The organism is Paenibacillus sp. LS-5 (genome assembly GCF_056121505.1).
Genome location: NZ_JBWAVA010000013.1, coordinates 16,211 through 29,295 on the forward strand (window position 1 = coordinate 16,211; position 13,085 = coordinate 29,295).

Below are 13,085 nucleotides of genomic sequence, written 5' to 3' on the forward strand. Positions count from 1 at the left end.
TAGATTTCCCGCGTAGAAAACCTTGTCCTTGTAGGGGAAAGAAATGATGTACAGGACGTTTTCTCAAAGCAACGAAGAGGAGAGTGGCAAGTATGAATTCTCATGTGGAGATGGAGCATCACCGGGGTGTGCTGATTGTCCGGCTATCAGGAGAGCTGGATCATCACGCAGCCGAGTATGTACGTATGGATATGGATGAAGCGATTATGCGGGGTCAGGTAGAGCATTTGATTCTCAGTCTGAAGGAACTGCAGTTCATGGACAGCTCGGGCTTGGGCGTCATTCTCGGGCGGTATAAGCTCATCCGCAGCAAAGGTGGGAAAATGGTCGTCTGTGACGCCACCGCCCCAGTAAAAAGGCTGCTGGAAATGTCGGGCTTGTTCAAAATTATGCCCTTATATGACGACGAGAGCGCTGCACTCTCGGATTTGGAGGTTGCGTTATGACAAAGAGTGAATCAGCTAACTTCATGAGCGTCCAGTTCGCCGCACTGTCGGAGAACGAATCGTTCGCTCGCGTGGTGGTAGCGGCTTTTGTCTCCAGGCTCGATCCTACGATGGAGGAGCTGAATGACCTGAAGACGGTAGTCTCAGAGGCTGTTACCAACTGCATTATCCACGGGTATGATAGTGATCCTGAAGGCATTGTCAGCATCTCCGCCTCCATTGAGCATGAAACCGTGCATCTCACCATTGAGGATAAAGGCCGGGGAATTGAAGATCTGGAGCTGGCCCAGCAGCCGCTTTATACTTCCAAGCCGGAGCTGGAACGCTCGGGTATGGGCTTTACGATTATGGAGAATTTCATGGATGAATTTGAAGTTGCAAGTGAACCGGGGCGCGGTACCTCCATTTCAATGAAGAAAACCATCGTCTCGAAAAAAGCTTTATACAATTAGGGGTTGGAGCCATGGATGCAGAGTCAAAAAAAGCTCCGCCGACCTATTTGGACGATGCGGAGGTCAAACGTCTGATCGCACTCAGTCAAGCCGGAGATAATCTGGCTCGCGATACGCTGGTCAACTGTAATATACGCCTCGTCTGGTCGGTGGTGCAGCGGTTTATGAACCGCGGATATGAGCCTGACGATTTGTTCCAGATCGGCTGTATCGGACTGCTGAAGTCCGTTGATAAATTCGACCTCAGCTATGAGGTCAAATTCTCCACCTATGCCGTGCCGATGATTATCGGTGAGATCCAGCGTTTCCTCCGGGATGATGGAACCCTCAAGGTCAGCCGTTCCCTCAAGGAAATGGCCAACAGGGTACGCAAAATGAAGGACGAAATGTCCAAAACGCTGGACCGTTTGCCGACCATAGGTGAAGTCGCAGAAGCACTGGGAGTAACGCCCGAAGAAATCGTGTTCGCCCAGGAGGCCAACAAGCCGCCGACTTCGATCCATGAGACCGTCTTCGAGAATGATGGCGATCCGATCACACTGATCGATCAGATCGCTGACGAGACGCAGGAACGCTGGTTCGACAAGCTTGCGCTGAACGAGGCCATCGGGGCCTTGACTGAGCGTGAGCGCCTGATCGTCTACCTGCGCTACTACCGCGACCAGACCCAATCTGAAGTCGCAAGCCGCCTCGGCATCTCGCAGGTCCAGGTGTCGAGGCTGGAGAAGAAGATTCTCGCGAATATCCGCGAGCAGATTGCACAGTAGGGTTGCGGTAAGATAGCAAGCAAGAGAATAGGCGGAAAATAAGTAAGTAGCAAGCGCCAGGGTTCGAGTGTGAGCAATGAATGTGACGGGTGAAATGAACGATTGGAAGCCGCCTCGGGAGGGGCGGTTTTTTGTGATGATATTAGGAGGTGTGCGGGCCTACAGACTGCAAGTAGTCTGTTAAAACCAATAATATGTGGCGACACCTGCGTGTATTCATTAAACTGAATATAAGGATATTTATGGATGTTCCTTCCCGGCAGGATGGCGTACGCGGTGTCTTACGACTTGCTGAAGGATGTCCATTTAGCGGAGGATGCGGTTCAGGAGGCGTTGCATAAGCTGAGCGAGCCGATCTGGCTTCCGTGTTCCATCATTTGTATGAAGGGGGCGCTAATATGCTGCATATTGTGAATGGAGATGCGGTGGGTAACATGCTGAAGCAAGGAATTGTACAAGGGGAAGTACTGGTATGGAGAGAGATTTACTCTTCTGGTCCAATATTTGAAGACCTTACCGGGACGGAGGAACGTGTTAAGCGCTCCCTGGTGCTGGAGTCGACACTTGGTATTCCGGCCAATACGTACATAGCAGCCTGTGAGGAACAGGAAAGCAAGCTGCGCGATTATACCCGGTATGACGAAGTTGTATTATGGTTTGAGCATGACCTGTTCGATCAGAGTATGCTTGCCTATCTGCTGCATGCGTTTAAGAGGAATATGCCAGGCCGAACCAAGCTCAGTCTGCTCTGTATCGGGGAGTATCCGGGAATTGAACCGTTCCATGGTCTTGGACAGCTTACTCCGGCGCAGCTTGGAACGCTATCCGGGACCTGGCGGACGATCGGAAAGCGGGAAATTGAGCTTGGCAGTGAGCTTTGGCAGGCCTATGCTTCCTCTGATCCTACCCATTTAGCTGATCTGCTTGAACTGAAAAAGTCAGAGCTGACGGCGTCCGGCCTGCCTTTTGCCTATGAAGCGTTTATGGCCCATCAATCACGGCTGCCTTCCGTGGAGAATGGTCTGGGGATTGTGGAACAGACCACACTGGAAGCCATTGAAGCCGGGGCACATACGCCGCTGGAGTTATTCCGTCAGGTTACAGATATCCTGCATGTCCTTGGTATGGGGGATCTCGAATACTTCAAATATCTGAGTACGATGACCGCGGGCGATCATCCTCTTTTGCACATCGACGGGGCTCAGGGTTTTGTAGAGTTCCGGCAGATTCCTGAGTTTCTGAGCCGGCACGTTACATTGACCTGGGATGGTAAGCAGATACGGAACGGAGCGGCGGATCGCGTCCTGGTGCAAGGAATCGATGAATGGTATGGTGGCCTGCATATGCGGGGGCATGAGGTATCTTGGCGCTGGGACCGCTCTACCGGAAGGCCGGTGCGGAACAAAACTGGATTATAGAAGTATAATTAATGTTTGGTCTATAGATATCTATAGGCGGGTGTATATGACGCATAAGCCCCTAGTGGGTCTTTTTTACTTATTTATTAGATGGGCTGGATAAGGAAAATTATGGATGATATGATGGGGATACGCGATTCCAGTCTGCCAATGAAAAACGGCCTAGACCACCAAGTATATAAAAGGGTGCCTCTGTGTCTTTAGCATCAATGTAGGCAATATGATTATTTTTCGCCTATATTCAGCCGATGTAATAAGTAACAGCCTATACCTAGACGAAACAGAGAAACCCTTTGGAGGAGAGAGCACCATGGCTAAGAAACAATTTATTTGCAATAAATGCGGATGTAAAGAATATGCCGTGGACCAGTTCCAGGCAACCGGCGGCAACTTTGCGAAGCTGTTTGATGTACAGAACAAAAAGTTCATCACCATCAGCTGCCGGGAATGCGGATATACGGAGCTGTATAAGGCTAATACGGGCAGCGGAATGAATATTTTAGATTTCTTAATGAACTAGTAGACTCCATTAAACCTCGGGCAATTCCGTAGAAGACAAAGGAGATGACGGACAAACGTTACAGGTTTGCCCGTCATTGTTGTGCTTTTATTCACAGCTTACCATCCCAGCTCCAGATCCCGGATTTCCTGTTCCCACAACGCCTGAAGTCTCTTCACATGTTCCTGTGGCATGGCCGCATCACTGGCTGCAATATTCCCAATCAGTTGGGCACTGCTGCGTACCCCCGGAATCACGGTCGTTACGGCCGGGTAGGCGAGGATGAAGCGCAGCGCGGCCATGGTCATTGTGGTGTCCACATCTGTAATGAATCGGATCTGCTCCAGAAGTGCAGCGCGCTTGCGGATGATCTCCGGGGACCAGCGGTTTCTTACCCCTTCGAAGGTACTCTGGCTGTTATATTTGCCAGAGAGCCAGCCCGAGTCTAGCGGCACTTTGACGATGATGGCAATGTCTTTGTCCTGAGCAAGCTGGAAGGCTTCTGCTGTCTCCTGATAGAAGATATTGAACATCACCTCCATCACGCCAATATTCGAATGCTTTGCCGCCTCCTGCATATCCTTGGAGGAATCAACGGAGACACCGTAGGTGAGAATTTTGCCTTCTATCTTCAGTTTCTCCAATTCCTCATAATGCCCGTATTTCCCGTCAAGAACGTCGAACGGAGGATTGTGGATCAGTACTGAATCGACGTAGTCGGTCTGCAGCTGCTTCAGACTGCCCTCCACGGATGCTCTGATATTCCCGGCGCCAAAGTCTGTACTTCCATCTGCCTGATGCCCGAACTTGGTGTTGATGACCGCTTCACTGCGTCTGCCGGACAAGGCAGCCCCTAACAGCTTTTCACTGGCACCCCGTCCATAATTGGGAGCGGTGTCAAAAAAGTTCATTCCCCTCTCCAGCGCCTCATGCACCAGCCGGATGGCGGCCGCATCCTCCATGGCTTCCCAATCCTGCGTATTTCCCAGCTGCCAAGCGCCAAAGCCGATTTCGGATACCCTTTTCCCCGTGCTGCCGTAACTTCTTGTATGCAATCGAATCCGCTCCTTGTCTATTATTATGAAATCCCCTGTAAAGCGAGTTCTAATTCTTGTTTATGACTCGTATTGTAGACCTGCAAGCCGCAAGTTGCAATCCGGGAAGCCTAGCATTCCGGTTAAGACGATATACCTCTTGCATACAGAATGGAAGGAAGAGTAATATTTTACATAGTATGATAATCTTATGGTCCATCAATGATCCGGGGGGCAGAAGGAAGCTATGTCCTATTCACAAGTCACGAAAAATGCACTGGCCCGCTCACTCAAAAAACTGATGCTCACGAAGCCGCTCCACAAAATCACCATTCAGCAGCTTACCGCCGATTGTGGGGTGACCCGGCATACGTTCTACAATCATTTTCAGGATATTTATGAGCTGCTCGGTTGGGTCTACCAGACCGAAATTATCGAAGATCTTGAGCCGTACCGCAATTGCTCCGGTTGGAAGCAGGGATTCCTGAGCGTCTTGTATTATACACAGAGCAATAAAACCATTTGCCTGAACACCTTCCATTCCCTCGGGCGCGAACATTTGGAGGTTTTTTTGTACGGGGTGATCTATGGGGTGATGATCCAGGTGGTGGAGGAGCTGGACATGCAGGAGCCGGAACAGGTGTCTATGCAGGCTAAGAAAGAGATCTCTGATTTCTATTCCCTGGCGGTTCTGGAGCAGGTAATCCATTGGCTCAAAGCAGGAGCGAACACCGACCCGGCGCAGATCGTGGACAAAGTTGCCCGGATTATGGACGGCAGCATCTCACGGGGGCTGGCTAACTATCAAACCCGGCCTGTTCAATGACACAATCTCCCGCAAATGTGTAAACCCTGTACAGATAAGGCGAGCTGTCCATAGAATTCTTAGATTCGGCTGGGTATAGTGAAGGCAGTTCTAGAGCCACTTATCCAATTCGATGAAAGGAAGAGGACCAATGGGAACCTATCAACGAATTAACCCGCTAGTACAGGAAGGAATTGCTTCGAAAAAAGCTTATCTCGTAGGAGGGGGGATCGGTTCGCTGTCAGCGGCTGCTTTCCTGATCCGTGACGGGCATATGCCCGGACGGAATATTCATATTCTGGAGCAGTCTGCAGTCTATGGCGGCTCGATGGACGGGGCAGGGAATGCCAAGGACGGCTACAGTGCCCGGGGCGGACGCGAGATTGAGGAGCATTTTGAATGCTTTATGGAGCTGTTCGGCTTCATTCCATCGCTATCCAACCCTGACCGGACGGTGCTGGATGAGTTCCGCGAGCTGAATCTGGCTGAACCGATCGAATCTCATTGCCGGCTGGTAGAGCATGCAGGGCAGAAGGCGGATTTTTCCACACTGGGATTATCTACGGCCCATGCGCTTCAGCTCGGTAAGCTGGCGATGGTGACGGAAGAGAGGCTGGGCGCGGTGACGATTGAGCAGTTTTTTGACCCGAGCTTCCTGGACACGAACTTCTGGTATTTCTGGCGTTCGATGTTCGCGTTCGAGAATTGGCACAGTGTGGTGGAGGTCAAGCGTTATATGGAGCGCTTCATGCATCTGATCTCCGGGATGAATCAATTGAAAGGAATTCTGCATACGGAGTACAATCAATTCGATTCGCTGATTCTGCCGCTAATGAAGTGGCTGGAGGGCGAAGGTGTTCATTTTGACAAGGGGCATCAGGTTACTGATCTGGATGTGGATTTCTCTGGCGGGGAAAAGACGGTTACCGGGATTCATGTCTTGGTGAACGGAACGCCAAAGACTATTTCTACTTCGCGCAGCGATCTGGTAATGGTTACAAACGGCTCAATGACGGAGAATTCGACCCTTGGCGACATGGACCATCCTGCAGTGCTCAACCGTTCGGTTACGGAGCGCGGATGCTGGAGCTTATGGGAAAAGCTTGCCGCCAAATCCCCCGATTTCGGCCATCCGGAAGTCTTCTGCGGAGACATCGACAAGACGAAATGGCTCTCTTTTACGATGACGTTTACGGGTGATGAGATTGTCTTCCCTTATCTGCTGGAGCTGACCGGCGACCTGCCGGGAATGGGCGGTGTTGTGACGATCAAGGATTCCAACTGGATGATGTCCTGGACCGCACCGAAGCAGCCGCATTTCATGAATCAACCGGAGAATGTGAAGGTACTCTGGGCGTATGGCCTGTTCCCGGATGCTGAAGGCAACTATATTAAGAAGAAGATGAGCGATTGTACCGGACGCGAGCTGCTGGAGGAGCTGTGCTACCATATCGGCCTGAAGGAACGGATTCCGGAAATTCTGGAGCATACGACCAACGTCATTCCCTGTATGATGCCGTATATCACTTCCCAGTTTATGCCGCGTGTGGCGGGCGACCGTCCGCAGGTTGTTCCGCAGGGCAGTACGAATCTGGCCTTCCTTGGCCAATTTGCCGAAGTGCCTGACGATTGTGTCTTTACCGTGGAGTATTCCGTGAGATCGGCGATGATGGCCGTATACAGCCTGCTGGCACTGGAAAAAGAAGTGATTCCTGTGCATCCGAGCAAATATGACGTACGTGTTCTGCTGACCGCTGTGCGGACCTGTCTTGGCAATAAGCCGCTGCCGCTCGATCAGACGCTGGGCCAGCTTTTGTCGGGAACGGTGATTTCGAAGCTGCTGTAGGAGCGGTATAGGTATATTGCAGGGACGTGGATCGAATAAGGTGATGCAAATGTGAAGGTTTTCGTCAAAACCCCCGTCAAATTATCGCTTCTAAAGGATGATTTCCGGGGGCTTTAACTTTTCATAAGGCTGCAATTCATATTTGTCCATTGCCAAAATACGGCCCCTTCCTATACAATGTTATAGTGATAATGATTATCAATTTCACAATAAATAGATGTCAGTGATAAAGAGATACGAATACACCTTCGGAGGGAATTAGATGAGCCAAGAGCTGGAATTATTCGATGTGACGATTATTGGCGGGGGTCCTGCCGGTATGTATACAGCATTCTATAGCGGAATGCGCGACCTCAAGACGAAGCTGATTGAAGCCAAGGAAGAGCTGGGCGGAAGAATGCTCATTTACCCGGAGAAAATGATCTGGGATGTGGGCGGCGTGACGCCAATACTTTGCCGCAAATTGATAGATCAGCTGGCCGAACAGGCCCGGACCTTTGACCCAACCATCGTACTCGGCCAGCAGATTATTGCTCAGGAGCGGCAGGAGGACGGTACATATATTTTGACATCAGCAACTGGCGAACGGCACTGGACGCGGACTATCATTCTGACCATAGGCTACGGTATCCTGCAGATGGCGAAGCTGGAGATTGAGGGGGCCGACCGCTACGAAGTGACGAATCTTCATTATACGGTACAGGAGCTGGAACCCTTCCGCGGCAAGCGGGTGCTGATCTCGGGCGGTGGCGATTCGGCGGTAGACTGGGCCAATGAGCTGGAGTCTGTTGCCGGCAGTGTGACCATTGTTCACCGGCGTGAGCAGTTCGGCGGCCATGAGAAGAATGTTGCCCGTATGAAAGCATCATCGGTTCGAGTACTCGTTCCCCATGCAGTCAGCCAACTGCACAGCAGTAATGGGGAGGAGATAGACCAGGTAACGATCAGCCATATCGAGTCCGGCGAATGCGAGCAGCTTGAAGTGGATGCAGTGATTGTTAATCATGGTCTGAAAAGCGACTTTGGCCCGCTGAAGGATTGGGGTATTGATATGGGTGATTGGTGTGCCAATGTCAGTGGACGGCTGGAAACGAACCTGCCTGGCGTATTTGCCGCCGGAGATTTCGTGGATTACAGCAGTAAGGTCCGGCTGATTGCCGGAACATTCACCGATGCGGTTCTAGCGCTGAACAGCGCGAAGCTGTATATGGACCCTGAAGCCCCCAAGGCGGCTTTCGTCTCCTCTCATAACGAACGCTTCAAGGAGAAGAACAAGGCGCTTGGCATAGTAGATGAACACTAGCAAATCAGGGAATCACTGAAGGAATATAAATAAAGGCTTCCGGTACGCATGAATGATCGTGCCGGGAGCCTTTTTGTGTGCGCGGATTCTTGCATTTTGTCCACCTGTACATGCGGGCGGCTATTCCAGATGCTGCATAAAAAAAGGGTAGCGGGCGAATAGTATGGGCAGGAGGTGCTGATGATGGCTACTCAAGCAACCGAACAGAAACAACCGCAAACGGCGGATGGGAGCAGTCAAAGCTCCCCGCTTACAGAGAATCTTGACGACAATGTGAAGCTGATCCGAGATAGCTTGGGGAACAGCCTGGATCTGATTATACGATATTTCCAGACGGTTAATGCCGGTCCCCGGGTTGCTGCCGTTTATATAGATGGCCTTACAGATAAAGAAATTGTGAATCAGTTCCTCTCCCACGCCATGTCCTTCCAGACTGTACACGAGGAAGACCAGAAGTTGTCAACGGGCCAGGACGTTTATAAATATATGAAAGAAAATGCGCTGAATCCCGGTAAAGGAGAGTCAGTCACCACGATGAGCGGCCTTTTCGAGGCCCTTTTGTCGGGAAATACGATTGTATTGATTGAAGACATGGCAGAAGCAATAAGCGGTAATACCAGCGGAGGCGAGGTTCGGCCTGTTTCTGAAGCGGGTACGCAGGTATCGATCCGGGGGTCCAAGGAGAGCTTCACGGAAACGATAGGGGTTAACATTTCTCTGGTCCGGCGTAAAATAAAAAATCCCAATCTGTGGGTGGAGCCGATGACACTGGGTGCTGTAACACAGACTAGTGTGGCCCTCATGTATATCCATGGAATAGTGAACGAAGATAATTTGCAGAAACTAAGAGAAAAACTGCAAGAGATTCGGGTGGATTCTGTATTGGAGTCGGGATATATTGAGCAGCTAATTGAGGAGAAAGGGTACTCCCCATTTCCAACACTATTCAATACTGAACGGCCTGACAGTGTGGCCGGAAATATACTGGATGGAAGAATTGCTGTTTTTGTAGACGGAACTCCTTTTGTGCTGGTTGCACCTACAACGTTTTTTATGTTTTTTCATACTGTAGAGGATTACTATCAGCGTTTTGATATATCTACAATGATTCGTCTGCTGCGTTTCATGTGCCTGTTGATATCGATGTTCGGCCCCGCGATCTTTGTTGCTGCACTCAACTTTCATCAGGAGATGATCCCGACCCCGCTGCTCATTAATCTGGCCTCACAGCGGGAAGGCGTACCTTTTCCGGCCTTTGTGGAGGCGTTGATGATGGAGGTTACCTTTGAAATTATCCGTGAAGCAGGAATTCGGTTGCCATCCCAGATCGGGCAGACCGTATCTATTATTGGAGGTTTGGTTCTCGGGCAGGCGGCCGTCCAAGCGGGAATTGTGTCGCCGGCCATGGTTATCGTCGTTTCATTAACAGGGATCTGCAGTTTCACCACACCAGCCTTTAACATGGCGCTCTCTGTAAGACTGCTGCGCTTTGCCATTGTATTTGTTGCGGCCTTTATGGGCCTTTATGGAATAGCTATTCTGGCTCTGATCCTGATTGCACATTTATGTAGCCTGCGTTCGCTGGGAGTGCCATACATGTCTCCTATGGCTCCTTTTTCCTCTAGTGATCAGAAGGATACCTTCATTCGTTCACCGATCCATTTTATGAAGATCCGGCCTCGACTGGAGAAAAGTATTAGCACTGTGCGCAAAAAAACAGATAAGGGCAAAAGGGCGAACTCCAATGAAAGTTAAGCTGAAAGTCTGCCTGATTGCATATATTGGGCTGGCTCTGAGTCTGACAGGCTGCTGGAACAGCAGGGAGTTGAACGAACTGGCCATAGTCAGCGGCATCGGAATAGACCAGGGAACGAAGCCGGGTGAATACAGCGTTACATTCCAGGTTATCAACCCATCGGCTACAGCTACAAGCCAGGGAGCTAACAGCGGGGCGTCTGCAATAACCATTTATACGTCAACCGACCACACTGTGTTCGGTGCACTGCGCAGAACCTCGAAGCGGGCGAGCCGCCAGCTGTTTTTTGCCCACACCCAATTGTTAGTCCTGGGGGAGTCCATCGCAAAAAGTGGGATCGACGGTGTATTGGACATCTTTGAAAGATCTCATGAGCTTAGGCTCAACACGGCAGTTATGATCTCTAGGGATACAGACGCTGCTTCCATTCTTAAGGTATTCACACCGCAGGAAAGCATTCCCTCCATCGGTCTCGTTAAAAAGATTCAGAATACTTCCAGTGTATGGGGGGAGAACCCGAAAATTAATGTTTTTGAGTTGATTAACAAAATGACAGGCGTGGGAGGCTTCACAATCAGCGGGCTTCGCATGATTGGTAATGTAGAAGCCGGCAAGAAGAAATCAAACCTGGACCAATCGGAAGCAGAGACCATTCTCACAATGGGAGGCCAGGCTGTGTTCAACAAAGGAAAATTGGTGAAATGGATCGACGGTCCTGAAGCCAGAGGAACAGACTGGATTCTGGATAAAATCCTCGAGACGAATGTGGACATCGATTCAGGAGAACAACAAAAGGCAGTTGCTGTCAATGTGCTCTTATCCAAAACCAAGGTCACAGTAGAATTACGGGAAGGAATTCCTATTTTCCATGTGAATGTCAGTGAGGAAGGGAATATTAATGAAACAAAAGTCAGTGTAGATCTGGGTAACCCTAAGGAGATCATCAAGCTGGAAGAGGCTATGGAGAAGCAGACGAAGAAAGAGATCGAGCAGGCATTCCATGGCGCGCAGCAAGCAGGTGTTGATTATTTGAATTTTGGGAATGAATTAAAACGCACTAACCCCGCCGCCTGGAAATCTGTGGAGAACGAATGGAACCAGGTCTTTACCAAAGGGACACTTGATCTCAAGATTGAAGCGTATATTCGTGGTACCGGAATGCGGCTCGCTCCATTCATGTCTTCTGAAGAGAAATGATGACCTAATGAAAAGATAGGTGATGCTGCCATATGAGAAAAGAAGTCATCGGACCCAGTCAATTATTTGCCATGATTGTGCTGTTTGAGCTGGGGACTGCCCTGGTTGTTCCGATAGGTCTGGAAAGCGGCCATGCGGTATGGTTGTCCATATTGATGGCCTTGCCTGGAGGAGTGCTGCTGTATCTAGTCTACAACGATCTGTATCGTCAATTTCCGGGACTGATCATCAGCGGCTATACACAGAAAATATTGGGTAAGTACATTGGTTGGCCGCTGAGTCTGTTGTTCATTCCAGTGCTGATGTTCAACGGCTCCCGGAATTTGCGTGAAGCAGGGGATATCTTAATCTCGTCAACCTATGATCGGACTCCGATCCTTGTTCTCAATGCAATTATGGTGATTGCAGTAATGTATATCCTGACGAAGGGGATTGAGGTATTCGCCAGGACTGCGGAAATTTATTTCTGGATCATCATGATCATGGGAGTTATCTGTAATTTCGTGGTCATCGCTGCCGGGCTGGTGGACTTTAAGCATCTGTTTCCGCTTCATGCCAAAGATTGGTGGGACGCCCTGAGTTCCGCCTATCCCAGTATCTGGATTTTCCCGTTTGGTGAACTGGTATGCATTACAACGATACTGCCCCATTTCAACAAACCCCGGAAGGCCAAAAAAGCAGGCGTCATGGCAGTAATCCTAAGCGGACTGCTGCTCTGCTTCACCCATGCCATTGAAATTGCTGTGCTTGGAGAAAATATATACCGCAGAGCGGCATTCCCCATCTTTACAACGATCACGCTGGTGAACGTGGCGAATTTTATCCAGCGTCTGGATGCGTTAGTTATTTTGACTCTAATCATTGGTGTTTTCTTCAAAATGTCGATCTATTGTTACGCGGCGACAGTCATCACTGCGGATCTGTTCAAGGTTCAAGATTACCGGAAACTGGTAGTGCCTGTTGGTGTCATTGTGTTGTTCAGCTCATTTATGAGTGCTGAGAACTACTCCAGTCATTTGAATGAAGGGAGAGTGTTTCTGAAATATATTCTGCCGGTCCTCTGTGCGGTTATTCCTATTCTGCTGTTCCTTGTCCACCATGTGCGCAAACGGTTCGGCTGGTACCGGTAGCCTTATTGACCGGTTTTCTTTTTCCTTTTGTAGGCATCCATGCCTTGCTGAATAAACGGGAGGAAAAAGAATAAAATGATGACGACTAATTCCTCGAAGGTAGTAGTGATGAAGATGGAGTTAAGGAAGTTGAACGACATGGATAATGGGGTTCCGGTTAACCAATCCACGGATATGGCAATACTCAACCCCAGTAAGGCAAGAACGGCGTAAATAAACAGAATTTTCATCAAAATTGTCCCCTTCATTCTTCATTGTCAGGGTCTTGCAGACCCGTCAAGCTAAAGGTATTATCCCCCTCTGATGAGGCTGGTAACCAAGATTTTACCCCAACTCTCCGAGAGATCCGGATGGTACACTATTGACGGGCATCCGGGGAATGGCTAGAGTTTAGAATGATCCTAAAGCGGGGTATTAGTGTTTAGAAGGGGG

The 13,085-nt window shown here is 49.8% G+C and carries 13 protein-coding genes; 11 read left to right on the plus strand and 2 right to left on the minus strand.

The window, feature by feature from the left end:
• Positions 1 to 92: 92 nt before the first annotated feature.
• The 5 genes from spoIIAA (at position 93) to AC0MA3_RS18215 (ending at position 3,603) form a co-directional block, all read left to right on the plus strand.
• On the plus strand, positions 93 to 446 hold the full coding sequence (gene spoIIAA, locus AC0MA3_RS18195) for an anti-sigma F factor antagonist (protein WP_062522208.1): 354 nt from the start codon (positions 93 to 95) through the stop codon (positions 444 to 446).
• Positions 443 to 898, plus strand: a complete 456-nt coding sequence (gene spoIIAB, locus AC0MA3_RS18200) for an anti-sigma F factor (RefSeq protein ID WP_379162085.1) — start codon at positions 443 to 445, stop codon at positions 896 to 898. Before spoIIAA ends, spoIIAB begins: the two co-directional genes overlap by 4 nt.
• A gap of 11 nt (positions 899 to 909) precedes the next feature.
• Positions 910 to 1,665, plus strand: coding sequence for an RNA polymerase sporulation sigma factor SigF (gene sigF, locus AC0MA3_RS18205; RefSeq protein WP_025704171.1), 756 nt, complete (start codon positions 910 to 912; stop codon positions 1,663 to 1,665).
• 398 nt (positions 1,666 to 2,063) lie between these two features.
• Entirely contained in the window at positions 2,064 to 3,083 is a 1,020-nt protein-coding gene (locus AC0MA3_RS18210) for a DUF1835 domain-containing protein (protein WP_474657229.1), read from the plus strand.
• A gap of 310 nt (positions 3,084 to 3,393) precedes the next feature.
• Entirely contained in the window at positions 3,394 to 3,603 is a 210-nt protein-coding gene (locus AC0MA3_RS18215; protein WP_074113796.1) for a zinc ribbon domain-containing protein, read from the plus strand.
• A 98-nt stretch (positions 3,604 to 3,701) separates the two neighbouring features.
• On the opposite strand, the gene AC0MA3_RS18220 is transcribed toward AC0MA3_RS18215, so the two are convergent.
• Positions 3,702 to 4,637 (minus strand): aldo/keto reductase, encoded by a 936-nt coding sequence (locus tag AC0MA3_RS18220; RefSeq protein ID WP_474657230.1) that lies wholly within the window; start codon positions 4,635 to 4,637, stop codon positions 3,702 to 3,704.
• A 226-nt stretch (positions 4,638 to 4,863) separates the two neighbouring features.
• Between AC0MA3_RS18220 and AC0MA3_RS18225 the strand changes: the two genes are divergently transcribed.
• The 6 genes from AC0MA3_RS18225 to AC0MA3_RS18250 all read left to right on the plus strand — a co-directional run bounded on the left by AC0MA3_RS18225 (position 4,864) and on the right by AC0MA3_RS18250 (position 12,653).
• On the plus strand, positions 4,864 to 5,442 hold the full coding sequence (locus tag AC0MA3_RS18225) for a TetR/AcrR family transcriptional regulator C-terminal domain-containing protein (RefSeq protein WP_474657231.1): 579 nt from the start codon (positions 4,864 to 4,866) through the stop codon (positions 5,440 to 5,442).
• Positions 5,443 to 5,572: 130 nt separating this feature from the next.
• Entirely contained in the window at positions 5,573 to 7,267 is a 1,695-nt protein-coding gene (locus tag AC0MA3_RS18230) for an oleate hydratase (protein WP_474657232.1), read from the plus strand.
• 262 nt (positions 7,268 to 7,529) lie between these two features.
• A complete protein-coding gene (locus AC0MA3_RS18235; RefSeq protein WP_474657233.1) occupies positions 7,530 to 8,570 on the plus strand; it encodes an NAD(P)/FAD-dependent oxidoreductase in 1,041 nt (346 codons plus the stop codon).
• 183 nt (positions 8,571 to 8,753) lie between these two features.
• On the plus strand, positions 8,754 to 10,325 hold the full coding sequence (locus AC0MA3_RS18240; RefSeq protein WP_474657234.1) for a spore germination protein: 1,572 nt from the start codon (positions 8,754 to 8,756) through the stop codon (positions 10,323 to 10,325).
• Complete coding sequence (locus AC0MA3_RS18245; protein WP_474657235.1) at positions 10,315 to 11,523, plus strand: Ger(x)C family spore germination protein; 1,209 nt, start codon at positions 10,315 to 10,317, stop codon at positions 11,521 to 11,523. The genes AC0MA3_RS18240 and AC0MA3_RS18245 overlap by 11 nt, the downstream gene beginning before the upstream one ends.
• 32 nt (positions 11,524 to 11,555) lie before the next feature.
• Positions 11,556 to 12,653: a GerAB/ArcD/ProY family transporter gene (locus tag AC0MA3_RS18250; protein ID WP_379162118.1), complete on the plus strand. Its 1,098-nt coding sequence runs from the start codon at positions 11,556 to 11,558 to the stop codon at positions 12,651 to 12,653.
• A gap of 2 nt (positions 12,654 to 12,655) precedes the next feature.
• Here AC0MA3_RS18250 and AC0MA3_RS18255 read toward each other — a convergent pair whose 3' ends face one another.
• Positions 12,656 to 12,883 carry a YczF family membrane protein gene (locus tag AC0MA3_RS18255; protein WP_379162121.1) on the minus strand — a complete coding sequence of 76 codons (228 nt, stop codon included), beginning with the start codon at positions 12,881 to 12,883 and terminating at the stop codon, positions 12,656 to 12,658.
• Positions 12,884 to 13,085 lie beyond the last annotated feature (202 nt).

Coding starts and splice junctions, on each gene's coding strand:
- spoIIAA (WP_062522208.1), top strand. CDS start 93: ATGAATTCTCATGTGGAGATGGAGCATCACCGGGGTGTGCTGATTGTC.
- spoIIAB (WP_379162085.1), top strand. CDS start 443: ATGACAAAGAGTGAATCAGCTAACTTCATGAGCGTCCAGTTCGCCGCA.
- sigF (WP_025704171.1), top strand. CDS start 910: ATGGATGCAGAGTCAAAAAAAGCTCCGCCGACCTATTTGGACGATGCG.
- AC0MA3_RS18210 (WP_474657229.1), top strand. CDS start 2,064: ATGCTGCATATTGTGAATGGAGATGCGGTGGGTAACATGCTGAAGCAA.
- AC0MA3_RS18215 (WP_074113796.1), top strand. CDS start 3,394: ATGGCTAAGAAACAATTTATTTGCAATAAATGCGGATGTAAAGAATAT.
- AC0MA3_RS18225 (WP_474657231.1), top strand. CDS start 4,864: ATGTCCTATTCACAAGTCACGAAAAATGCACTGGCCCGCTCACTCAAA.
- AC0MA3_RS18230 (WP_474657232.1), top strand. CDS start 5,573: ATGGGAACCTATCAACGAATTAACCCGCTAGTACAGGAAGGAATTGCT.
- AC0MA3_RS18235 (WP_474657233.1), top strand. CDS start 7,530: ATGAGCCAAGAGCTGGAATTATTCGATGTGACGATTATTGGCGGGGGT.
- AC0MA3_RS18240 (WP_474657234.1), top strand. CDS start 8,754: ATGGCTACTCAAGCAACCGAACAGAAACAACCGCAAACGGCGGATGGG.
- AC0MA3_RS18245 (WP_474657235.1), top strand. CDS start 10,315: ATGAAAGTTAAGCTGAAAGTCTGCCTGATTGCATATATTGGGCTGGCT.
- AC0MA3_RS18250 (WP_379162118.1), top strand. CDS start 11,556: ATGAGAAAAGAAGTCATCGGACCCAGTCAATTATTTGCCATGATTGTG.
- AC0MA3_RS18255 (WP_379162121.1), bottom strand. CDS start 12,883: ATGAAAATTCTGTTTATTTACGCCGTTCTTGCCTTACTGGGGTTGAGT.